Annotated in this window: 21 protein-coding genes and 1 pseudogene; 9 read left to right on the top strand and 13 right to left on the bottom strand. The window is 71.1% G+C overall.

The window, feature by feature from the left end; genetic code table 11:
• Positions 1–19: 19 nt before the first annotated feature.
• The 3 genes from RLT59_RS12185 to RLT59_RS12175 form a co-directional block, all read right to left on the bottom strand.
• The gene (locus RLT59_RS12185) at positions 20–1819 is read right to left on the bottom strand and encodes a pectate lyase-like domain-containing protein (RefSeq protein ID WP_311303423.1); all 1800 of its coding nucleotides are present in this window, start codon (positions 1817–1819) and stop codon (positions 20–22) included.
• A 336-nt stretch (positions 1820–2155) separates the two neighbouring features.
• A complete protein-coding gene (locus tag RLT59_RS12180) occupies positions 2156–2713 on the bottom strand; it encodes a TetR/AcrR family transcriptional regulator (RefSeq protein ID WP_311303422.1) in 558 nt (185 codons plus the stop codon).
• Between the two features lie 19 nt (positions 2714–2732).
• Positions 2733–3311 (bottom strand): sugar O-acetyltransferase, encoded by a 579-nt coding sequence (locus RLT59_RS12175; RefSeq protein ID WP_311303421.1) that lies wholly within the window; start codon positions 3309–3311, stop codon positions 2733–2735.
• Positions 3312–3394: 83 nt separating this feature from the next.
• Here RLT59_RS12175 and RLT59_RS12170 point away from each other — a divergent pair, with 83 nt between their 5' ends.
• Complete coding sequence (locus RLT59_RS12170; protein ID WP_311303420.1) at positions 3395–4600, top strand: MFS transporter; 1206 nt, start codon at positions 3395–3397, stop codon at positions 4598–4600.
• A gap of 37 nt (positions 4601–4637) precedes the next feature.
• Here RLT59_RS12170 and thrS read toward each other — a convergent pair.
• The 3 genes and pseudogenes from thrS to RLT59_RS12155 all read right to left on the bottom strand — a co-directional run bounded on the left by thrS (position 4638) and on the right by RLT59_RS12155 (position 7341).
• A pseudogene (gene thrS, locus RLT59_RS12165) lies at positions 4638–5845 on the bottom strand (threonine--tRNA ligase).
• 195 nt (positions 5846–6040) lie between these two features.
• Complete coding sequence (locus RLT59_RS12160; protein WP_311303419.1) at positions 6041–6748, bottom strand: class F sortase; 708 nt, start codon at positions 6746–6748, stop codon at positions 6041–6043.
• Positions 6749–6882: 134 nt separating this feature from the next.
• Positions 6883–7341 (bottom strand): hypothetical protein, encoded by a 459-nt coding sequence (locus RLT59_RS12155; RefSeq protein ID WP_311303418.1) that lies wholly within the window; start codon positions 7339–7341, stop codon positions 6883–6885.
• A 404-nt stretch (positions 7342–7745) separates the two neighbouring features.
• Between RLT59_RS12155 and RLT59_RS12150 the strand changes: the two genes are divergently transcribed.
• Positions 7746–9764: a GTP-binding protein gene (locus RLT59_RS12150; RefSeq protein WP_311303417.1), complete on the top strand. Its 2019-nt coding sequence runs from the start codon at positions 7746–7748 to the stop codon at positions 9762–9764.
• A 36-nt stretch (positions 9765–9800) separates the two neighbouring features.
• Here RLT59_RS12150 and RLT59_RS12145 read toward each other — a convergent pair whose 3' ends face one another.
• A complete protein-coding gene (locus RLT59_RS12145; protein WP_311303416.1) occupies positions 9801–10640 on the bottom strand; it encodes a transglutaminase family protein in 840 nt (279 codons plus the stop codon).
• A gap of 4 nt (positions 10641–10644) precedes the next feature.
• Positions 10645–11655, bottom strand: a complete 1011-nt coding sequence (locus RLT59_RS12140) for a GNAT family N-acetyltransferase (protein ID WP_311303415.1) — start codon at positions 11653–11655, stop codon at positions 10645–10647.
• 117 nt (positions 11656–11772) lie between these two features.
• Here RLT59_RS12140 and fdxA point away from each other — a divergent pair, with 117 nt between their 5' ends.
• Both fdxA and RLT59_RS12130 read left to right on the top strand, forming a co-directional pair.
• On the top strand, positions 11773–12093 hold the full coding sequence (fdxA, locus tag RLT59_RS12135) for a ferredoxin (RefSeq protein ID WP_065490770.1): 321 nt from the start codon (positions 11773–11775) through the stop codon (positions 12091–12093).
• 131 nt (positions 12094–12224) lie between these two features.
• The gene (locus RLT59_RS12130; RefSeq protein WP_311303414.1) at positions 12225–13322 is read left to right on the top strand and encodes a bifunctional succinyldiaminopimelate transaminase/glutamate-prephenate aminotransferase; all 1098 of its coding nucleotides are present in this window, start codon (positions 12225–12227) and stop codon (positions 13320–13322) included.
• Positions 13323–13405: 83 nt separating this feature from the next.
• Here RLT59_RS12130 and RLT59_RS12125 read toward each other — a convergent pair whose 3' ends face one another.
• Together RLT59_RS12125 and RLT59_RS12120 are read right to left on the bottom strand one after the other, a co-directional pair.
• Entirely contained in the window at positions 13406–13756 is a 351-nt protein-coding gene (locus RLT59_RS12125; RefSeq protein ID WP_311303413.1) for an ATP-binding protein, read from the bottom strand.
• A 287-nt stretch (positions 13757–14043) separates the two neighbouring features.
• The gene (locus tag RLT59_RS12120) at positions 14044–14994 is read right to left on the bottom strand and encodes a VldE C-terminal domain-containing protein (RefSeq protein WP_399125271.1); all 951 of its coding nucleotides are present in this window, start codon (positions 14992–14994) and stop codon (positions 14044–14046) included.
• A 35-nt stretch (positions 14995–15029) separates the two neighbouring features.
• Between RLT59_RS12120 and dapE the strand changes: the two genes are divergently transcribed.
• Together dapE and RLT59_RS12110 are read left to right on the top strand one after the other, a co-directional pair.
• Positions 15030–16109, top strand: coding sequence for a succinyl-diaminopimelate desuccinylase (gene dapE / locus RLT59_RS12115; protein WP_311303412.1), 1080 nt, complete (start codon positions 15030–15032; stop codon positions 16107–16109).
• Between the two features lie 96 nt (positions 16110–16205).
• Positions 16206–16991, top strand: a complete 786-nt coding sequence (locus tag RLT59_RS12110) for an LOG family protein (protein ID WP_311303411.1) — start codon at positions 16206–16208, stop codon at positions 16989–16991.
• Positions 16992–17032: 41 nt separating this feature from the next.
• On the opposite strand, the gene folP is transcribed toward RLT59_RS12110, so the two are convergent.
• Entirely contained in the window at positions 17033–17905 is an 873-nt protein-coding gene (gene folP, locus RLT59_RS12105; protein ID WP_311303410.1) for a dihydropteroate synthase, read from the bottom strand.
• Positions 17906–18027: 122 nt separating this feature from the next.
• On the opposite strand from folP, the gene RLT59_RS12100 reads away from it, so the two are divergent.
• Complete coding sequence (locus tag RLT59_RS12100) at positions 18028–18480, top strand: DivIVA domain-containing protein (RefSeq protein ID WP_311303409.1); 453 nt, start codon at positions 18028–18030, stop codon at positions 18478–18480.
• Positions 18477–19064, top strand: a complete 588-nt coding sequence (locus RLT59_RS12095) for a DNA-3-methyladenine glycosylase I (RefSeq protein WP_311303408.1) — start codon at positions 18477–18479, stop codon at positions 19062–19064. Before RLT59_RS12100 ends, RLT59_RS12095 begins: the two co-directional genes overlap by 4 nt.
• 23 nt (positions 19065–19087) lie before the next feature.
• Here the strand turns inward: RLT59_RS12095 and RLT59_RS12090 are convergent, their stop codons facing one another.
• Positions 19088–19891, bottom strand: coding sequence for a 2-cyclohexenylcarbonyl CoA isomerase (locus tag RLT59_RS12090; protein ID WP_311303407.1), 804 nt, complete (start codon positions 19889–19891; stop codon positions 19088–19090).
• Between the two features lie 313 nt (positions 19892–20204).
• Here RLT59_RS12090 and RLT59_RS12085 point away from each other — a divergent pair, with 313 nt between their 5' ends.
• The gene (locus tag RLT59_RS12085) at positions 20205–20372 is read left to right on the top strand and encodes a DUF3117 domain-containing protein (protein ID WP_003966491.1); all 168 of its coding nucleotides are present in this window, start codon (positions 20205–20207) and stop codon (positions 20370–20372) included.
• Positions 20373–20514: 142 nt separating this feature from the next.
• Here RLT59_RS12085 and RLT59_RS12080 read toward each other — a convergent pair whose 3' ends face one another.
• Entirely contained in the window at positions 20515–21180 is a 666-nt protein-coding gene (locus tag RLT59_RS12080) for an O-methyltransferase (RefSeq protein WP_311303406.1), read from the bottom strand.
• Positions 21181–21360: the final 180 nt, after the last annotated feature.

Raw genomic sequence — 21360 nt, 5'->3', positions numbered from 1 at the left:
GTCCGCGTCGGGTGTCTCCCTACGGAAAGGACACCACCTGCGACGGGACGGTGTCCGTGCCCGACGTGGGCGAACCCGTGTCGTTGATGACGTGGTCGTATTGGCCCTGGCCGCCGAGCGAGACGACGAGCAGGTCGTGGAACTTGACTCCGGGCTTCACCGGGGCCTCGAAGCCGTGGCCCTGGACGATCGTCGGGTCCACGTTGTAGTAGCAGTAGCTGCCCAGACCCCAGCCCTCGTGAGTGGTGACGGAGTCGTCGACCTTGTAGGCCGCGAACCCCTTGGTGTCACCGTTCTGGATGGCCGCCTGGTTGGGGGCGTCGTACGACTTCTCGTTCTGGAAGAAGATCGTCTTGCCGTTCTCGCCGGACCAGCGCACGTCGTACTTGTTGAAGTGCTCGACGAACAGCCCGGTCGCCAGGACGTTGTCACCGTTGACCTGGAGGCCGTAGTCGGACCGGTTGGTCTCCCAGCCGACGCCCTCGCCGTGGTCGGCGCGCCACAGCCAGGTGTGGTCGATGATCGTGTCGTTGCTGTTGATCACCATGGCGGTGGTGGCCTTGCCTGCCCCCGCGCCGCCGACCCGGGCGAACACGTCCTGGAGGGACGTCGGGTTGTCCGCGTGGCTCGTGGTCGAACCCTCGGTGCCGACCTCGATCAGCGACTTCGAGTTGGTGGTACCGGCGTCGATGAGCAGACCGGCGAGCTTCACGCCGTCCACGTCACCGACCTTGATGGCGGTGACCCCGTTGTCCGGGACGATCGTGGCCATACCCAGACCGAGCGCCACGGTGTTGGCACGGTCGATGTTGATGGTCTGGTCGACGTGGTAGACACCGGGCGTGAACAGCAGGTGCAGGCCCTGCTCGACGGCCGCGTTGATCGTCTCGGCGGTCGCGCCGGGCTTCACCACGTAGAACTGGTCCAGCGGTATCGACTCGCCCTTGGGCGCGCCGTTGGCCCACGAGACGCCGCGCGCGTTGGTGCGCTTCTCGGGGACGAACACCTTGTAGTCGTCGCCGTCCAGGTACAGGAACGGCTTCTCGCGGGAGACCGGGGTGTTCTCCAGCGTGGTGTACGGCGGCTCCGGGAAGCTCTGCGCGGGGGCGCCCTCGACGCCGGAGAACGTCATGTTCCAGACGCCGTTGCCCCAGCTGCCGATCGAGCTGTCGCGGGTGTACCACTGCTGCTGCGAGTACGGGCCGACCTGGCCGTCGATCTTGCTGTCGGCGATGTACCCGCCGCTCGCCCAGCCGTAGCCGTCGGGGGCCAGGTTGAGCCCGCCCTTGACGTGCATCCGGCGGAACGGGGCGGCCTGCGAGACGGCCCAGCGGTCGGTGCCGCTGACCGGGTTGAGCGCCAGGTTCTCCGCCGAACGCCAGAAGTTCTGGGTGGCGTTGCCGTCGAACCAGCCCGCGTCCACGGTCACATCACCGTTGAACGTGGTGTCGTCGGGGTTCAGCCCGAGACCGGCGATCGAGGTGTAGAACCCGATCTGCGCGTTGAGGTTGTCGTACGTGCCCGGCTTGAACATCAGCGCGTAGCGGCCGTCACCGAACTGCGCCGACTCCTGCTTCTTGAACACCTCGTCGACCTTGGCCTGGATGTCGGGCATCGACGGGTCGAACACCATCACGTTGGGGCCGAGGTCGCCGCCGCCCTCGATGGCCTTCGCGTCCGCCCCGAAGGCGTTGTGCGCGGTGGGGACGGCCATGAGGAGCGAGATGGCGAATGCGGCGAGCCCGAACGTGCGGGTACGTCGCCTGCGGCGGGGTGCGGTGGGGGGCGCCATGGGCGTCTCCGTGGGGGGAGCATGCATAGACGTACGTCTCCTGAGTCGTGGTACGGGTGACACGACGTGCTTCCCGGAGAGCCCGTGAGAGCGCTCTCCGGCGGGAGTTGATGCTTCCGCCGTCACCCGGGAAACGTCAAGAGGTGTGCATCAAGAGCCTCAGTCGAACCGCCTGTGCGCAACAATCAACGGCGGCAGAAAGGCAATTGACCCGTTCTGGGATCAGTTCCGGGTGCCGTTGACTTTAGGATTTGATGTTCGTCTCCACGCCTCATGGGCGGCCGTGATCCGGGTTCCGGAGGCGGACCTGGCCGGCACCTTGGTCAGGTGGGGTGCCGGCCAGGGGATATGGGGGGTGCGGGGTCAGGAACTCCCGCCCGTGCCCCGCGTGATGCGGGCGATGGCCTCGACGGTCAGGGCGCGGTCGTGCGGTTCGGTCTCCAGGGCGCGGTGGATGGACAGGCCCTCGATCAGCGCGTCGAGTTGCCGGGCCGTCGCCGGGTCGAAGTGCCACTCCAGCGCGCGCCGGCTCCTGCGCATCCACTCCCGGGTCAGCTCGCGGTAGGCGGGTTTCCGGGCCGCGAGTGTGTAGAGCTCGTGGGTGAGGACCAGTTCGCGCTGATTCCCGCTCGACAAGTGGTGAACGAGACCGGCCACCGCCTCGCGGGCCTCGTCGGGCGTTTCCGCGGCACCGAGCCGCTCCTCGAACACGGCGACGATGCTGCTGGAGAAGCGGATGAACGCCTCCCGCAGCAGCTCGTCCATGCCGCCGAAGTGGTATGTCATCGACCCGAGCGGCACCCCGGCGCGGGCGGCGACCTTGCGGTGCGACGTCCCGGCGACCCCCTCTTCCGCGATCAGGTCGAGCGCGGCGGTGATGATGCGCTCCCGCCGCTCGGGGTCGTTCCTGCCGGTCGCCACGGTGCTTCCTCTGCTGGATCTAGATCGAACGGATCACCCGGGCCGGGTTGCCCACGGCGACCACGTTGGCGGGGACGTCCTTCGTCACCACGGCTCCGGCGCCGATGACGCTGTTGTCCCCGATGGTCACCCCGGCGAGCACGATCGCTCCGCCGCCGAGCCAGACATTGTCCCCGATCGTGATCGGCTTGGCCGCCTCCAGCTTGTCGCGGCGCGGCTCGGGCTCCACCGGGTGGGTCGGGGTGAGCAACTGTACGTTCGGCCCGATCTGGCAGTCGCGGCCGATGGTGATCGGGGCCACGTCCAGGGCGGTGAGGTTGTAGTTGATGAACGTGTCCTCGCCGACCGTGATGTACGTGCCGTAGTCGACGTACAGCGGCGGCCGGATGTGCGCGCCCGCGCCGACGGCACCGAGGAGTTCGGCGACCAGGGGCTGCGCGCCGTCGGCGTCCTCCGTGTACGCCGCGAGGTACCGGGCGGCGAGGCGCACGGCTCGCTGCTGGGCCTTCGCGATGTCCGGATCATCGGAGATGTAGAGGTCTCCGGCCAGCATCCGCTCATGGTTGGTACGGGGGTCTCCCGCGAAGTGATCCTTCATGCGTACGATCGTACACTCAAGGCGTACGATCGTACGCTCCTGTTGTCGTCCTTCCTCGATCCGTCTGCTGAGGCCCCGCTGCCATGGATGCCGCTACGCGCCGCTGGCGTACCGCCCTGTTTCTCTTCATGCTCGCCGCAGGTGTCGGAATGGCGTCCTGGGTGGCCCGCACCCCGGCCGTCCGGGACGGGCTCGACGTCTCGACCGGCTCGATGGGCCTGGTGCTGTTCGGGCTGTCCGTCGGCTCGATGGCCGGTGTCACGTCCTCCGGCCCGCTCGTACGCCGTTACGGCGGCCGGACGGCGATCGGTGTGGGCGCGTCGCTGATCGTCGCCGGGCTCCTGGTCGTCGCCGCGGGCACGGGCCTGTCCCTGGCGGCCGGGGTCTTCGGCGGGCTCGCCCTGTTCGGCGGCGGGATGGGGCTGGCCGAGGTCGCGTTCAACATCGAGGGCGCGGCCGTCGAGGGCGTCATCGGCCGGCCCGTACTGCCGGTGCTGCACGGCTGCTTCAGCCTCGGCACCGTGGTCGGGGCGCTGCTCGGCATGGGGCTGACCGCGGCCGCGTTCCCCGTCGGATGGCACCTCACCGTCGTCGCGGTGCTCATAGCGGCCGCCGCGGTCCGGGCCGTCCTCGCGATCCCGCGCGGCACGGGAAAGGAGGAGGCGGCCGGGGCCGCGGGACCGGGCGGACTGCGCGGCCAACTGGCGGTGTGGCGGGACCGCCGCCTCGTCGTGATCGGGGTGATCGTGCTGGCCATGGCCTTTGCTGAGGGCGCCGCGAACGACTGGCTGCCGCTGCTGATGGTGGACGGCTACGAGGTGAGCGCCACCGCCGGGTCCCTGACCTTCCTGGTGTTCGCCTCCTCGATGACCCTCGGCCGCTTCGCGGGCGGCCCCCTCCTGGAGCGCTTCGGCCGGGCCCGGACCGTCCGGATCAGCGCGGTCGTCGCCGCGCTGGGCCTGGCGGTGGTGATCGTCGCGCCGAGCCCGGCGATGGCGGGCGCCGCCACGGTGCTGTGGGGACTGGGCGCCTCGCTCGGTTTTCCGGTCACCGTCTCCGTGGCCGGCGACCACCCGCACGACGCGGCGGCACGGGTCGGTGCCGTCTCCACCGCGGGCTATCTCGCCTTCCTCGTGGGCCCGCCCGGACTCGGCTTCCTCGCCGACCACATCGGACTCCGGCTCGCCATGACCGTCGTCCTCGCCTTCCTGATCGTCGCCGCCACGCTGGCCGGGGCGCTCGGGCCCGGCCGGAACGCCGCAGCGGAACCGGCCCCGGTCACCCCATAGCGACAGGCCCTGGTCCCACAAACGGCAGGACCTAGTCTCACAGGGCGGTGCTGTGCGCCACGACCAGTGCGCCGATCCGGGCGAGGGCCTCCCCGGCAGGCCGCGGGTCGAGCCGGCGCCCGTCGCGCAGGCGCAGCGCGACGCGGTCGTCCGCGGCCTCCGCCGCGCCGATGACCGCCTGGTACGGGACGAGCCGGGCCTCCCGGATCCGGGCGCCCAGGCTGCCGCGTTCCCGGCCGCTGACCTCGGCGCGCAGCCCGAGCGCGGTGCAACGGGCGGCGAGCGCCTCGGCGTTCGGGAGTTCGGCGTCCGAGACCGGCAGGATCACGATCTGGGTGGGGGAGAGCCAGCAGGGGAACGCGCCGCCGTGCTGCTCGATGAGGTGGGCGACGGCCCGCTCGACACTGCCGATGATGCTGCGGTGCACCATGACCGGCCGGTGTTTCGCCCCGTCGGCCCCGATGTAGTGCAGATCGAACCGTTCCGGCTGGTGGAAGTCGATCTGGACGGTGGACAGGGTCGACTCGCGGCCCGCCGGATCCGCGACCTGGACGTCGATCTTGGGCCCGTAGAAAGCGGCCTCGCCCTCGGCCGGCTCGTAGGGCAGTCCGGACGAGTCGAGGACCTCGGTCAGCAGGGCGGTGGAGCGCCGCCACATCTCCGGCGCGGCGACGTACTTCCCGCCGGGTCCCGGCAGCGAGAGCCGGAAGCGGACCGGCCGGATACCGAGTGCCTCGTACGCCCGGCGGATCATGCCGAGCGCGGACCGCGCCTCGTCCGCGACCTGGTCCAGGGTGCAGAAGATGTGCGCGTCGTTCAGCTGGATGGACCGCACCCGGGTCAGCCCGCCCAGCACTCGGAGAGCTCGGAGCGGTACATGCCGCCCAGCTCGGCCATCCGCAGCGGAAGTTCGCGGTAGCTGTGCGAGCGGGAGCGGTAGACCACCGCGTGGTGCGGGCACAGGCTCGGCCGCAGCACCACCTGCTCGCCGCCCAGGTCCATCGGCGGGAACATGTCTTCGCTGTAGTGCGACCAGTGCCCCGAGATCTCGTACAGCTCCCGCTTGCCGAGCACCGGCGAGTACACGTGCCGGTAGCCCGCCAGCCGCTCCTCGGTGCGGATGTACTCCTCCAGGGTGTGCCGCAGCGCCGCGCCGTCGGGCAGCCAGTAGGGAAGTCCCGCGCCGATCAGCGGGTCGGTGTCGAACAGCTCCAGCACGCGGCCGAGCTTGCGGTGGTCGTGCATGGCGGTCTCCTCGCGTACGGAGGGGCGAGTCACCGCAAGCAGAAGCCCCGGGGCACTCGCCCCGGGGCTTCGGACTGGTCAACAGTCAGCGCGCCGGGACACTCTCCGGCGTCGTCGTCACAGCGGCACGCTTCATGCGGGGGACGCTAGCAGGGACCCCCCACCCCACGCGCGGATTTTCGCGGTGCTCGGCCCTCAGCCCTTCCTGGACGAGTCGAGGTGGGCGAACACGACCACGTTGTCCTCGTAGTCCTTGACGGTCCTGTTGTAGTTGCCGCCGCAGGTGATCAGGCGCAGCTGGGCGTCCGGGGTGTCGGCGTACACCCGCTTGTCGGGGAACTTCGCCTTGCTGAACGTCTCGACGGTGTCGACCTTGAACGTGGCCACCGTGCCGTCCGTGCGCGTGATGTCGACCGTGGAGCCGGGCTGCAGGAACCGCAGCTGCAGGAAGACCGCGGGCCCGGTGGTCGTGTCCACGTGACCCGCCACGATCGCGGCCCCGCGCTCGCCCGGCGTCACGCCGTCCTTGAACCAGCCGGCCAGGTTCTTGTCGTTCGGGGGAGGCGCGTCGAGCCGGCCGGAGGAGCCGATCGACAGGGGGGTGAACGGCGCGTCCACCGCGATGGCCGGGATCCGCAGCCGCTTCGGCTCGGAGCGGGGCAGGGACGGGCCCGGGGCGGCCGTCTTCGGGGCGGCGGAGGCCGACGCGGGCGCGGGGGCGGCGGATGCGGCGGCCGCGGGCGGGGCGGGCGGTTTGTCGTCGGCCGCGGAGCCGACCGAGTTGTAGATGAGCAGCATGCCGAGACCGGCCGCCGCGGCGGGCCAGAGCAGGGCGCGGCCGAGGGTGACGGTGTCGGAGGCAGTCCGGGAGGAGGGTGAACCGGGCGACTGCGGGGCGGCCATGGGAACGAGCCTTTCGTCTGCGCGGGACAGCGGTGGCGAGGGCGCGAGGGTGCGGGGAAACGAAGGCGCCGCGGCCGCCGCCCGGAGGGACGACGGCCGCGACAGTGGAGCTACCGGCCGGCAGAGCGGTCGGGTCAGGCCATCGCGCCGCCCGTCGCCTGGCGGCGACGCAGCTTGTAGGCGCCGACGCCGACGCCACCGAGCAGCAGCAGCGAACCGGCCGCGAGACCACTGCCGGTCATCGCCATCGCGCCACCACCGGTGTGCATGCCGCCGCTGGGCTTGTCCTTCTTCCAGCCCTCGTCGTCCGACTTCGCCGACTTGCCGCCCTCGTCGCTGTCCGGCTGCCATTCCTTGGCGACCGTCGACGCCAGGGCGCCGCCGCCGGTGTGCACGCCGCCGCGGGGCTTCTCGTTGTCCTCGTCCTTGTACTTGCCGCCCTCGTCGGACTTGCCGTGCTCCTCGCTCCGGGAGGAGGAGCCGCTGTCGTGACCCCCGTCGTTGGAGACGGCGATGGCGTAGGCGGAGGGAGCGGTGACCGTGAGGACCGCCGTGACGGCGGCCGTAGCGAACAGTGTGCGGGCAGAGCGCATCTGAACACATTTCCTTTCGTCGCGACTGCGAGGAGTGGCGGAATGCCGACTCGTAGTGGCGCAGTGGCTCGTGATCCACCGTCAGCCGGAACGCGGGAGCGCGCCATCGGAGAGCGCCGCATTGGAGCTACGCCATGGGCTCATCGAGTGGCGGAGCACGGATAATCACCCGTTGGACGGCACGCCGCGCCGGGGTGAGGTTTGGACTTTTCCGGACCGGTCGTCCGCTGACAGTTCCTCACCGCGCCGGAGGCCGGTCCGCGGCCCGGTAATTCGGTTGCACCGTCATCGGCCCGGCTGCTGTACTCACCGCACAAGCCGACAGAGCCAGGAGACTTCCATGCGCCGATCTCACATGTTCGTTCAGACGGGAATTCACACCGAAACTGAGAACATGGAGTTCTGTGCACACGCTGAATCTTGGCATTCTGGCGCATGTCGACGCCGGTAAGACAAGCCTGACGGAGCGGCTGCTCCACACCGCCGGAATCATCGACGAGCTGGGCCGCGTCGACGACGGGAACACCCGGACCGATTCCCTCGCGCTCGAACGGCGACGCGGCATCACGATCAAGTCCGCGGTCGTCTCGTTCGATATCGACGACGTCACCGTCAACCTGATCGACACCCCCGGTCACCCGGACTTCATCGCCGAGGTGGAACGGGTGCTGAGCGTGCTCGACGGCGCGGTGCTGGTCATCTCCGCCGTGGAGGGCGTCCAGGCGCAGACCCGCGTACTGATGAGGACGCTCCAGCGGCTGCGCATCCCGACACTCGTTTTCGTGAACAAGACCGACCGCGCCGGAGCCCGGTACGAGCGGGTGCTGCGCGGCATCACGGAGAAGCTCACGCCGAACGCCGTCGCGATGGGCCCGGCCGTCACCGGTCTCGGCACCCGCGACGCGCACTGCCCGTCCTACGCGTCCGACGACCCCCGGCTCACCGGCCGGCTGACGGACCTGCTCACCGAGCACGACGACGCCCTGCTGACCGCGTACGTAGAGGGCGGCGACAGGCTGGCGTCCGGCCGGCTCCACGAGGAGCTGGCAGCCCAGACCGGGCGGGCGCTCGTCCACCCCGTGTACTTCGGCTCGGCCGTGACGGGGGCCGGAATCGCCGCGCTGACCAGCGGGATCAAGGAACTGCTGCCCGGCGCGCGCGACGACGTCGACGGGCCGGTCTCCGGCACCGTCTTCAAGGTCGAACGCGGCCCGGCGGGCGAGAAGCTCGCGTACGTCCGGATGTTCTCCGGCACCGTACGCACCCGCGACCGGCTGCCGTTCGGGCGCGGACCGGACGCTGCCCGTGAGGCCAGGGTGACCGGGATCAACGTCTTCGAGGACGGCTCGGACGCGCCCCGTCCATCGGTCGGACCGGGACGCATCGCGAAGCTCCGCGGACTGGGTGACATCCGGATCGGGGACGCGGTCGGTGTCGCGCCGGAAGGGGCCCGGGAACACCATTTCGCCCCGCCCACCCTGGAATCCGTCGTCGTACCGGAAGCGCCCGCGTCGAGGGGCGAACTGCATTTCGCCCTCGCACAGCTAGCCGAACAGGATCCGCTGATCGATCTGCGGCAGGACGACATCCGTAAGGAGGTCTCCGTATCGCTCTACGGTGAAGTGCAGAAGGAAGTCATCGAGGCGACGCTCGCGGAGGAATTCGGTATCGACGTCACCTTCCGCGAAACCACGACCATCTGTCTGGAACGGCCTTCCGGCACCGGTGCCGCATTCGAGATCATCGACAAGGACGACAATCCCTTTCTCGCGACGGTCGGCCTGCGCGTCGATCCCGCCCCGGCCGGCAGCGGGGTGGACTACCGGCTGGAGGTGGAGCTCGGCTCCATGCCGTACTCCCTGATGCGGGCGGTGGAGGAGACCGTGTTCGAGACGCTCGGCCAGGGCCTGAACGGATGGCAGGTGACCGACTGCACGGTCACCATGACGCACTCCGGCTACTGGCCCCGCCAGAGCCACGCGCACGGCACGTTCGACAAGTCCATGTCGAGCACCGCCGGGGACTTCCGCAGCCTGACCCCGCTGGTCCTGATGACCGCGCTCCGGCGGGCGGGCACCACGGTGTACGAGCCGATGCACCGGTTCAGGCTGGAACTGCCCGCGGACGCGCTCGGCCCGCTCCTGCCCGTCCTCGCCCACCTGACGGCCGTACCGGGCCCGCCGTCCCTGGACGGCGCGAACTGCGTGCTGGAGGGCGAGATCCCGGCGGCCAGGGTGCATGAACTGCAGCAGCGGCTCCCGTCGCTGACCCGGGGCGAAGGGGTGCTCGAATCCGCGTTCGCCTCGCACCGTGCGGTCGTCGGCTCCGCCCCGAGCCGCTCCCGCACCGACCACAACCCGCTCGACCGGAAGGAGTACCTGCTGCACGCGGGGCTGCGGGGACCGGGCCCGTCCGGCGGCTGAGTATGCGGGGCGCCGCGCGGGCGGCCCGTGCCCGGGTCAGTTCAGCCGGGCACGGGCCGCCCGCGCGGCGCGCCGGACCGCCTCCGCGGCCTCCGGCTCGACGTCCGCGACCACGTCCGCGTACTCCTCCAGCTCCGCCGCCCCGCGCAGGAACTCCCCGCTGCGGACCAGCAGCTGGGCCCGTTCGTAGCGCAGCCTGGCCGGGTGCGACGGCAGCAGGAGGGACAGCTCCACCGCCCACAGCGCCACGTCGGAGCGCTCCGGGCGGGCCGCCGCCCAGGCCCGGATGTTGTTCAGGATCCGCAGCACCGTCTCCAGCGGCCGCGCGGGCACCAGCATCGACGGCTCCAGCGGCTCCCCGGTGGTGCTCGTCACCAGCAGCTCCGCGTCCTGGCCCGAGAGCGGACGGCCGCCGGCGAACGGATCGGCCAGCACCCGCTCCTCCGGATCACCGAAACCGACCACGAAATGGCCCGGCAGCGCCAGTCCGTAGACCGGGGCGCCCGCCCGCCTGGCCACCTCGATCCACACCACGGACAGCAGGATCGGCAAGCCGCGCCGGCGCCGCAGCACCTCGTGCAGCAGCGACGACTCAAGGCGCTGGTACTCCGCCGACGAACCCTCGAACCCGTACCGCTCACCGAGCAGTTCGGAGAGTGCGGAGGCCCAGGCCCGGCCGCCGCGCAGCCCGTACGGCAGCAGGCCCGCGAGCCGGTCCAGCTCGATCTGCGCCGCGTCGATGCCGTTCGCGTCCAGCGCGGGATCCGCCTCTGCCGCTAGCAGCAGGCAGAGCAGCGCCAGATCCGGCCGCTCGGACCGCGCCTCGGCCGCGAACCGGCGGCGGATCTCTTGCCTGTCGTGCCTCCCGGAAGCCATCGCGCTACGCCGGGCCGGAGGGCCGGAAGTGGTGGTAACGGTGATGGGAGGCGAACCCCATCCCGTCGTACAGCGCGCGGGCGCCCTCGTTCTCCGTCTCCACCTGGAGCCATCCGGCCGAGGCGCCCTCGTCCATCGCCTGCCGGGCCAGCGCGGTCATCACCGCCGTGGCGAGCCCCCTGCGCCGGTGCTCTGGAGCCACCTCGACGGCCATGAACCCGGCCCACCGCCCGTCCACCACACAGCGGCCGATCGCGGCGGGCGCGGCGTCACCGTCGTCGCCCGGCACGGTCGCGAACCACACGGAGGGGCCGCCGCCCAGCACCGCCTGCACCTCCGGGCCGGGGAACTCGAAGCGCTGGTAGCGGGAGAGCCACGCCGCGTCCACCGCACGGCCCAGCCGCACCCGCGACACCTCGGCCGCCAGATCACCGATCGGGGCCAGCGACGCGATCCGTACCTCCGCCGTCACCTCGCGCCGCCACCCGGCGCTCTCCAGCGCCGCGCACAGCTCCTCCTGGGTGCCCTCCGCGCCGGTCGCCGTCTGGATGTACGGCGGCAGTCCCCGGTCCGCGTACCACTGCCGGACCCGCGCGAGCGCGGTGTCCAGCGGAACGCCCGGATCTCCGAGCGGCAGCACGGAGTTGGCGCGCCGGGTGAACCCCGCGGAGGCGCGCAGCAGCCAGTCACCGAGCGGCTCGCTCTCCACCGGCTGCCAGGCGCGGGCGCAGACCCGGGCCAGTTCACCGAAGGAGGCCGCGGGGCCGCGGCGCCGGGGCGGCGCGGCAGCTATGGTCTTGCCCGCCACCAGGGCCGACTCCGCGATGCGGACGGATTCACCGCTCTTGGATGTGACGGACAGCACGCCATCGTTCCACGATGTGAGAACACCAACCGTGTCGGTGAATTTCGGGCCGTTCGGACCGTCTTCCAGCAGGCGCCGGACTGATACCCGTTTGCCCACGTCAGCCGGTGTGATCCGGATCTCCAGCCGTCCGCCGATGGTGAATTCCACAGCTCTGTTTGCCCCTCCTGTTCGGATCGTGCCCGGGAACGGAGATACTAGGTGCGGGCATCGACGACGCCGCGCTCCCGCGCGAGAGCCAACGCCCTACCGAGGAGGAACGACAGCGTGACCTACGTCATCGCGCAGCCTTGTGTCGACGTAAAGGACAAGGCCTGCATCGAAGAGTGCCCCGTCGACTGTATCTATGAGGGCCAGCGGTCCTTGTACATCCATCCGGACGAGTGCGTCGACTGTGGAGCCTGTGAGCCGGTCTGCCCGGTCGAGGCGATCTTCTACGAGGACGACACCCCGGAGGAGTGGAAGGATTACTACAAGGCGAACGTCGAGTTCTTCGACGACCTCGGGTCGCCGGGTGGGGCTTCCAAGCTGGGTCTGATCGAGCGCGACCACGCGTTCGTCGCGGCACTGCCGCCGCAGAACCAGTAACAGCGTCCGGCAGGCTCTGATCTGCCGGACAGGCCCTAGGTGCGTCACCCCGGTCCCGTACGGCTCGTCACCGTGCGGGACCGAGGCGTTTCCCGTGCCGCCCGAACTCCCGTACGAGAAAGCAGAGATCCGTGTCCGCAGCAGTCTCCTCCCGCCTCCCCGCCTTTCCCTGGGACAGGCTCGCGCCCTACAAGTCGACGGCCGCGGACCACCCGGACGGCATCGTGGACCTGTCCGTCGGCACCCCCGTCGACCCGGTGCCCGAGCTGATCCAGCGGGCGCTCGTCGCCGCGGCAGACAGCCCCGGCTATCCGACGGTGTGGGGCACCCCCGCGCTGCGCGATGCGCTCACCGGCTGGGTGGAGCGGCGGCTCGGCGCGGTCTCCGTGGCCCACGAGAACGTGCTGCCCGTCGTCGGCTCCAAGGAGCTGGTGGCCTGGCTGCCGACCCAGCTCGGGCTCGGCGCCGGTGACAAGGTCGCCTACCCTCGGCTCGCGTACCCGACCTACGAGGTCGGCGCCCGGCTCTGCGGCGCCGAGCCGGTCGCGTACGACGACCCGACCGAGCTGGACCCGGCCGGGCTCAAGCTGCTCTGGCTCAACTCCCCGTCCAATCCCACCGGAGAGGTACTGGACAAGGACGGGCTGACCCGGATCGTCGCCTGGGCGCGCGAGCACGGCGTGCTGGTCTTCAGCGACGAGTGCTACCTGGAGCTGGGCTGGGAGGCCGAACCGGTCTCGGTGCTCCACCCGGACGTCTGTGGCGGTACGTACGAGGGTGTCGTCGCCGTCCACTCGCTCTCCAAGCGCTCCAACCTCGCCGGGTACCGGGCCGCCTTCATCGCGGGCGACGCGGCCGTCCTGGGCGAGCTGCTGCAGATCCGCAAGCACGGCGGGATGATGACGTCCGCACCGGTCCAGGCCGCCACCGTCGCGGCACTAGGTGACGACGCGCACGTGGCCGAGCAGCGCGCCCGGTACGCCGCCCGCCGCGCCGCCCTGCGCACCGCCCTGGAGGCCCACGGCTTCCGCATCGAGCACAGCGAGGCGAGCCTCTACCTCTGGGCGACCCGCGACGAGCCGTGCTGGGACACCGTGGCCCACCTGGCGGAGCTGGGCATCCTGGTGGCGCCCGGGGACTTCTACGGGCCGGCCGGCGACCGTTTCGTACGCGTGGCGCTCACCGCCACGGACGAGCGGGTGGCGGCGGCGGTGAAGCGGCTGGGCTGAGCGCCTGCCGGCTGACACGCGCGAGGGCCTGAGGGGTGCGCACCCCTCAGGCCCTCGCGCGTGACCGCACCGGTCGGTGTGGATCAGCCGATCGGCAGGCCCTGCGTGGGGAGGCCGCCGAGGCTGCCGGTCGCACCGCCGGTCGCCGCCTTGCCGACGGCGGGGGCGGCCTTGCCGGCCGTCTCGCCGAGGGTCTTGCTCGCCACCGGAAGCGTGGTCCCGACGACCTTGCCACCGGTCTCGGCGCCCTGCTTGGACACGCCGTCGACCGTCTTGCCGAGACCGTCGCTGTCGACGCTGGTGAGACCGCCGAGATCCGGGACCTGCGGGAGCTCAGCGGCACCGGCGGCGCCGGCCGCACCGACCACGGGGGCCGCACCCGCCGCGATCAGCAGCGCGGTACGGGCGATCCGACGGGTCAGGGGGAGGGACATGATGCTCCTTCGACGGGATGTGGAATCTGTCTGTCCGTGGACCGGACGCCATGACAACAGTCGTGGGGGCGGGGGAGGTTGCGGTGAACCGACGTAAAGAGTCGGCAATGCGTCAGATAATCCGCAACGGAGGAACCCGGGCAAACAATGCATTCCCCGACCGCGTGATGAACCGTCACTGCCCTTTGGCCACAAGGAAATCGGGCCATCCGGAAGGGTGAACGCGAACCCGTGTGCGGAGGCTGTTACGAGAATGCCCGGACCCCCTGTAAGAGGGACCCGCCGCACTAATGCACGAAGCGCATACGGACCTCCGTGGTGCCCGTTTTCCCGCTTTCCGTCCGCCAGCCCGATCCGGCCTTCCAGACCTGGCCCGCGTACCCGACCTCGTCGATGCCCAGCGCCTCGGACTGCGCCACCGCCCAGTGCGCGAGCTCCCAGCCGTGCTGCGGAACGCCACCCTCCGCGGCCGCGCCGCCCGACCGCACCGGCACCGAGAGCGACCCCTGAGCCGTCGCACCCGCCGTCGGGGTCCGGCTGTCCGCCGCGTCCACGGCCGGCAGCACGCCCTTGCCGAAAGCACGGGTGAGCGCCGCCCTGACCTTCGTGACGTCGCCCGTCCCGGCGGTGGCACGCGGCGGCGCACAGGTCAGCGCGGCCGGCGTCCGGCCGGTCAGCACGGCCGCCAGCAGCGCGGCGTCCGGCTCGTGCTTCGCGTACGCCTGCGGGAAACCGCTGCGCTGCACGCGCTGCGCGGCCACCGTCAGCGGCAGCCGCGAGTAGCCCGGCACCTCGGCCAGGTGCTCGTAGAACTTCCTGGCCGAGTAGACCGGGTCAAGGATCTGCTGCCCGGTGCCCCAGCCCTGTGAGGGACGCTGCTGGAATAGCCCGAGGGAGTCCCGGTCGCCATGGTCGATATTGCGCAGCCCGGACTCCTGGAGAGCCGTCGCCAGCGCGATCGTCACCGCCCGCTCCGGCATCCCGCGCGTGGTGCCGACAGCCGAGATCGTCGCGGCGTTCGCGGCCTGTTCCGGACTCAGCCGGTACGTACGCCCCTCGCCGGACGAACCGTCCGCGGAGTGCACGGTGCACTGGTCGGAGCTCTTGCCGCCCGACAGGTACGAGACGGTCAGATAGCCGCCCACGGCCACGAGCACGGCGAAGGCGGCCGCGACGCGCAGTCGGCGGCTGCGGCGGCGGCCGGTGTGTCGGCGGGCAGAGGAATCGGTCCGGGGCACGGGGCCACCGTACGCGAGGCACTAGGGTCGTAGCCATGGCCGAAACCACCCTTGACCTCACTCTGGACGGACCCGCGCTCACCGCCCGGCTCGTCGACTTCCCCTCGGTCAGCGGGGAGGAGAAGGACCTCGCGGACGCCATCGAGACGGCGCTGCGGACCCTCCCGCACCTCACCGTGGAGCGGTACGGCAACAATGTCGTCGCCAGGACGGACCTCGGCCGCGCCGAGCGCGTCCTGCTCGCCGGGCACATCGACACCGTGCCGATCGCGGACAACGTGCCCTCCCGGCTCGACGCCGACGGGCTCCTGTGGGGCTGCGGGACCTCCGACATGAAGTCCGGCGTCGCCGTCCAGCTGCGGATCGCAGCGACGGTGCCGGAGCCCAACCGCGACCTCACGTTCGTCTTCTACGACAACGAAGAGGTCGCCGCACACCTCAACGGCCTCGGACACCTCGCGGACGCCCACCCCGACTGGCTGGCGGCCGACTTCGCCGTCCTCCTGGAGGGCTCCAACGGCGAGGTCGAGGGCGGCTGCCAGGGCACGCTGCGCGTCCTCCTCCGTACGGAGGGGGAGCGGGCGCACTCCGCGCGCAGCTGGATGGGGTCCAACGCCATCCACGGCGCCGCCCCGATCCTGGCCAGGCTCGCCGCGTACGAGCCGCGCAAGCCGGTGATCGACGGGCTGGAGTTCCACGAGGGGCTCAACGCCGTACGCATCGAGGGCGGCGTCGCCAACAACGTCATCCCCGACGCCTGCACCGTCGTCGTCAACTACCGCTACGCCCCCGACCTCACCGAGGAGGAGGCACTGGCCCACGTCCACGAGGTCTTCGCCGGCTGCGGCGTCGCGGAGTTCGTCGTCGACGACCACTCGGGCGCGGCGATGCCCGGCCTCTCGCACCCCGCGGCCAAGGCGTTCATGGACGCGGTCGGCGGCACCGCCCGGCCCAAGTTCGGCTGGACGGACGTATCGCGCTTCGGCTCGCTCGGCGTCCCCGCCGTCAACTACGGCCCCGGCGATCCGATCCTCGCCCACAAGCGCGATGAGCACGTCGCGGTCGAGCGGATCACCCACTGCGAGGAGCGGCTCCGCTCCTGGCTCACGATCTGACCCCCGGCATTCCCCTGTCCGTAACCTCCGGCGATCTACGCTGGCGGGAGACGGGGCGTCGCAGGACGCCTCCGATGTCGGCGGAGGGAGCAGGTCATGGGCAACCCCGAGGATGCGCGGATCCCCGAAGGTGCGGAGATCCCCGAGGGCGCGGTCAGGCCGGAGGAACAGCGACTCGGCCCGGTGCTGCGCCGCAGGGACCAGGTACAGCCTGGCACCACCGACCAGCGGCTGCTGGACTCCGAGGGTGACTCCGAGTGGGTGCACACCGACCCCTGGCGGGTCATGCGCATCCAGTCGGAGTTCGTCGAGGGGTTCGGCGCGCTGGCCGAACTGCCGAGCGCCATCAGCGTCTTCGGCTCGGCCCGGACCCCGGCCGACTCGCCGGAGTACGAGGCGGGCGTACGGATCGGCAGGGCGCTGGTCGAAGCGGGCTTCGCGGTGATCACCGGGGGCGGACCCGGCGCGATGGAGGCGGCGAACAAGGGAGCGCGGGAGGCGAAGGGGGTCTCGGTCGGCCTGGGCATCGAGCTGCCCTTCGAGTCCGGCCTCAACCCGCACGTCGACATCGGCGTCAACTTCCGCTATTTCTTCGTCCGCAAGACGATGTTCGTGAAGTACGCCCAGGGCTTCGTCGTCCTGCCCGGCGGACTCGGCACCCTGGACGAGCTCTTCGAGGCGCTGACGCTGGTCCAGACGGGCAAGGTCACCCGCTTCCCGATCGTGCTGTTCGGCACGGCGTACTGGGGCGGCCTGGTCGACTGGCTGCGGGACACGGTGATCGCCCAGGGCAAGGCGTCCGCGAAGGACCTGCTGCTGTTCCACGTCACGGACGACGTGGACGAGGCGGTGAACCTGGTGACGAAGGAGGTCGGCCGGTAACGCCGCAGTCCGCACCCGTCCGCACCGGCCCGCCGGCCCGGCTACGCCAGCCCGCGCCGCGCCACGGCCGGTGCCCGGTGCCCGGCGATGGTCGCCACCATGTCCAGGACGTCCCGGGTCTCCGCCACCTCGTGCACCCGGTACACCCGCGCCCCCAGCCACGCGGACACCGCGGTCGTCGCCAGCGTGCCGGTCAGGCGCTCCTTCACCGGGCGGTCGAGCGTCTCGCCCACGAAGTCCTTGTTGGACAGCGAGACCAGCACCGGCCAGCCCGTCTCCGTCATCTCACCGAGACGGCGTGTCGCCTCCAGGGAGTGGCGGGTGTTCTTCCCGAAGTCGTGACCGGGGTCGATCATGATGCCGTCCGGCCGGACCCCGAGCCCGACGGCCCGCTCGGCCAGCCCCACGGTCACCCGGAGGATGTCGGCCATCACGTCCTCGTACCCGATCCGGTGCGGCCGGGTCCGCGGCTCCGCGCCGCCCGCGTGCGTGCACACCAGCCCCGCCCCGTACCGCGCGGCGACCTCCGCGAGCTTCGGATCCACTCCGCCCCACGCGTCGTTCAGCAGATCGGCGCCGGCCTCGCAGACCGCCGCACCGACATCGTGGCGCCAGGTGTCGACACTGATCACCACGTCCGGGTGACGCCGGCGCACCTCGGCGACGAATCCGACGGTCCGGCGGGCCTCCTCCTGGGCGGTCACCTCCTCGCCGGGCCCCGCCTTCACCCCGCCGATGTCGATGATCGCGGCACCGTCCGCCACGGCCTGCTCGACACGGGAGAGCGCCGGCTCGTCCTGGAACGTCGCGCCCTGGTCGTAGAAGGAGTCAGGGGTGCGGTTCACGATCGCCATGATCACCGGCTCGTGCGCCCCGAACTCGCGCCGCCCCAGCCTGAGCGCACCGCTTCGCATCCCGTGTCTTCTCCCTGTGAATCCCCCGGCAGTACGCCCGCCGGGACTGACTGCGACCCTAACTGTCAGTGCCGCATGGCACGATCGGACCCGGACGAAATTCCGCTCCCGGGGAGATGCGCGTGTTCTGGTTCTTGCTGCTCGCGATGGTGGTTGTGGTCGCCGCGGTCACCCTCGCGGTGATCGGCGGAGGGAGGAGCGCCATCCTTCAGGACGTGGCGCCCGAGCAGCTGACGGATCCGCTGCCCGCGGCGCGCCCGGTCGGCCGCGCGGATGTCGAGGCGCTCAGACTGCCGGTCGCCGTCCGCGGCTACCGGATGACGGATGTCGACGAGGCGCTGGGCCGGCTCGGCGCCGAGCTCGCTGAGCGGGACGCGCGGATCGCGGAGCTGGAGTCGACGCTCGCCGGTGCGCAGGCCACCAGGGCGGGCGGCCCGGATCTCCTCAAGGAGCCCCAGGAGCTGCCCCAGCCGCCCTGGCAGACACCTTGGCAGTCGCCGCAGCATGAGCAGCCGCCGGGGAGCCCGCGGACCGGCGGCGCCGCGCCGCGGCCGGACGAGGAGGGCGGGCGATGAGCGGCGGAGCCGAAGCCGCGGCGGACGGCCGGCTGCGCTGCCCGTGGGGCCTGTCCACCGAGGACTACCTCACCTATCACGACACGGAATGGGGCCGCCCGGTCCACGGCGACGACGCGCTCTTCGAGCGGCTGTGCCTGGAGGCGTTCCAGTCCGGGCTGTCCTGGCTGACGATCCTGCGCCGTAGGGAAGGCTTCCGTACCGCGTTCGCCGGGTTCAGCATCCCCGCCGTGGCGCGGTTCACCGACGCCGACCGGGAACGGCTGCTGGCCGACGCGGGAATCATCCGCAACCGCGCGAAGATCGACGCCACCATGGCCAACGCCAAGGTGCTGGCCGACTGGCAGGGCGGTGAGCTGGACGAGCTGATCTGGTCGTACGCCCCGGACGCCGCCACCCGGCCCGCCCCGCGCACGCTCGGGGACGTCCCGGCGGTCACGGCGGAGTCCACGGCGCTGTCCAAGGACCTCAAGAAGCGTGGGCTCCGCTTCATCGGCCCCACCACCGCCTACGCCCTGATGCAGGCGTGCGGGCTGGTCGACGACCATCTCGCCGGCTGCGTGGCACGCGGCACCGAGGCGTAGGGGCGGGCCCGGTTCCGGGGTGACTACTGCCCCAGGTACTTGGGCCGCTCCTTGTTGAGGAAGGCCTGCACCGCGATCGCGTGGTCTTGCGACGCGCCCGCCCGCGTCTGGAGTTCGTCCTCCTTCTCCAGCGCCTCGCCCAGGGTGTGCCCCGCTCCGTACGCGAGGGACTCCTTGAGCGCCGCGTAGGCCACGGTCGGCCCGTCCGCCAGCGCGCGGGCGACCGCGGCGGCCTCGGCGGCGAGCTCGGCGCCGGGTACGAGCTTGTTCACGATGCCCAGGTCATGGGCGTCCTTCGCGGAGATCGAGCGCGGGAAGAGCAGCAGGTCGGCCGCGCGGCTCTGGCCGATCAGCCGGGGCAGCGTCCAGGAGACGCCCGAGTCCGCGGTGAGCGCGACACCGGCGAACGAGGTGTTGAACGACGCGGTGTCCGCGACCACCCGGTAGTCGCAGGCGAGCGCGAAACCGAAACCGGCACCGGCCGCCACCCCGTTGACCCCGGCGACGACGGGCTTCGGCATCTCGGTGATGGCCCGCACGATGGGGTTGTAGTGCTCCCGCACGGTGCTGAGGGCGTTGCCGCCGGCCGACTCACGGGCCTCCGCCAGCTTGGCGACGTGCTCCTTGAGATCCTGGCCGACGCAGAAGGCGCGCTCGCCCGCCGCGGTGAGCAGTACCGCCCGCACAGCGGGATCGGCGGCGACGGACGTCAGCGCGTCACGCAGCGCCACCTTGGTCGCGGTGTTCATCGCGTTCATCGCGTCGGGACGGTTGATCGTGATCGTCGCGAGCCCGTCGCTCACGTCGCAGAGCACGGCGTCGGCCATGTGGGGTCCCCTTTTGCGCCTCGTCCAAAGTCTGTCGAGGCAAGCATGGCCGACTTCGGCGGAGGCGGACATGTGACCTGCGTCTAACAATTCCGCCCCGATGGAGGGCTGAGGGGGACGGAGTATCGCAGTCCCTTCGCCGAATTGGGTGGTTTTGAGCGAGCGCGTTGCGCAAGCGATGCAGAGCGATGTTGGTCATCGGGGTCTGTGATGCGGGATAATGGCCTGGAAGCAATGTGTTCGATGCCGGTGAGGCAGCGCCTGTCATGGGGCCGCCGGTTGCGATGAGCTGGTTTCAGGAAGGGGAACGAGCATGGCGGCCATGAAGCCGCGGACGGGCGACGGCCCGCTCGAGGTGACAAAGGAGGGGCGGGGCATCGTCATGCGCGTTCCGCTCGAAGGCGGCGGTCGGCTTGTCGTGGAGCTGACTCCGGACGAGGCCGATGCGCTGGGCGATGCCCTCAAGAAGGTCGTCGGCTGACGCAGAGGAGTCCACACTTCACTACTGCCCCGGCACGGATTCCGTGCCGGGGCAGTAGTGCGTTCGGTGCCGGGTGATCCGGGTGTGATCCAGGTGACATGTGATGGAGCGCCATCGGGTGACCGAAATTACGGGACAGCCCTCAGCCGCGTCGTACCGCGCAGAGCAGACCGTCGCCCACCGGCAGCAGCGTCGCCATCAGCTCCTGGCTCTCGCGGACCGCACGCAGCAGTTCGCGCAGACGCAGCACCTCAGGGGGCTGGTGTGCCGAGTCGACCGTACGGCCGTCAGCGAAGACGCCCTCGAAGCACACCAGGCCGCCAGGTCGCAGCAGGCGCAACGATTCAGCGAGGCAGTCGAGGCTCTCCATCCGGTCGCCGTCGCAGAAGACGAGGTCGTATCCGCCGTCCGCCAGCCGGGGGAGTACGTCCAGGGCGCGCCCGGGGATGAAGCGGGCCCGGTTGGCGGCGAAGCCCGCCGCCCGGAAGGCCTCACGGGCGAACTGCTGGCGCTCGGGTTCCGGGTCGACCGTGGTCAGCACCCCGTCCGGCCGCATGCCGTGCAGCAGATAGATGCCGGACACGCCCGTGCCGGTGCCGATTTCGGCGACCGCCTTGGCGTCCGTCGTGGCAGCGAGCAGGCGCAGCGCGGCGCCGGTGCCCGGTGACACCGAGCGGAGCCCCGCGTCCCGGGCCCGGTCCCGGGCCCAGCGCAGTGCTTCGTCCTCGGCGACAAAGGCGTCGGCGAACGCCCAGCTCGTCTGCCGGTTGGCTGTGATGGCCCTCTCCTGTCCCCGTAGTTGACGCAACGGTGACTGTATCCGCTGCACCCGGGAACCCGCAGATGGGACCGGGCGTTATGAAGGGACAGGGGAAAGCCCGTGGATCGGTCCCGCGGATCGGGTCCGGGATCACGGGCAGGCGGTTCCCGGGGTCGTCCCCGGCCCCAGCAGGAAAAAAGACTTATCCGGAGCTAACGGGCGAGGTGG

It is taken from the genome of Streptomyces sp. ITFR-6 (assembly GCF_031844725.1).
Taxonomy (GTDB): domain Bacteria; phylum Actinomycetota; class Actinomycetes; order Streptomycetales; family Streptomycetaceae; genus Streptomyces.
This window is presented reverse-complemented; position numbering and strand designations above follow the sequence as displayed.

What these genes read in the sequence shown, in the direction of transcription:
- RLT59_RS12185 (WP_311303423.1), bottom strand. Translation starts at nt 1,819, where the DNA reads ATGCATGCTCCCCCCACGGAGACGCCCATGGCGCCCCCCACCGCACCC.
- RLT59_RS12170 (WP_311303420.1), top strand. Translation starts at nt 3,395, where the DNA reads ATGGATGCCGCTACGCGCCGCTGGCGTACCGCCCTGTTTCTCTTCATG.
- RLT59_RS12110 (WP_311303411.1), top strand. Translation starts at nt 16,206, where the DNA reads ATGGGCAACCCCGAGGATGCGCGGATCCCCGAAGGTGCGGAGATCCCC.
- RLT59_RS12160 (WP_311303419.1), bottom strand. Translation starts at nt 6,748, where the DNA reads ATGGCCGCCCCGCAGTCGCCCGGTTCACCCTCCTCCCGGACTGCCTCC.
- RLT59_RS12095 (WP_311303408.1), top strand. Translation starts at nt 18,477, where the DNA reads ATGAGCGGCGGAGCCGAAGCCGCGGCGGACGGCCGGCTGCGCTGCCCG.
- dapE (WP_311303412.1), top strand. Translation starts at nt 15,030, where the DNA reads ATGGCCGAAACCACCCTTGACCTCACTCTGGACGGACCCGCGCTCACC.
- RLT59_RS12125 (WP_311303413.1), bottom strand. Translation starts at nt 13,756, where the DNA reads ATGTCCCTCCCCCTGACCCGTCGGATCGCCCGTACCGCGCTGCTGATC.
- RLT59_RS12145 (WP_311303416.1), bottom strand. Translation starts at nt 10,640, where the DNA reads ATGGCTTCCGGGAGGCACGACAGGCAAGAGATCCGCCGCCGGTTCGCG.
- RLT59_RS12175 (WP_311303421.1), bottom strand. Translation starts at nt 3,311, where the DNA reads ATGAAGGATCACTTCGCGGGAGACCCCCGTACCAACCATGAGCGGATG.
- RLT59_RS12085 (WP_003966491.1), top strand. Translation starts at nt 20,205, where the DNA reads ATGGCGGCCATGAAGCCGCGGACGGGCGACGGCCCGCTCGAGGTGACA.
- RLT59_RS12155 (WP_311303418.1), bottom strand. Translation starts at nt 7,341, where the DNA reads ATGCGCTCTGCCCGCACACTGTTCGCTACGGCCGCCGTCACGGCGGTC.
- folP (WP_311303410.1), bottom strand. Translation starts at nt 17,905, where the DNA reads ATGCGAAGCGGTGCGCTCAGGCTGGGGCGGCGCGAGTTCGGGGCGCAC.
- RLT59_RS12090 (WP_311303407.1), bottom strand. Translation starts at nt 19,891, where the DNA reads ATGGCCGACGCCGTGCTCTGCGACGTGAGCGACGGGCTCGCGACGATC.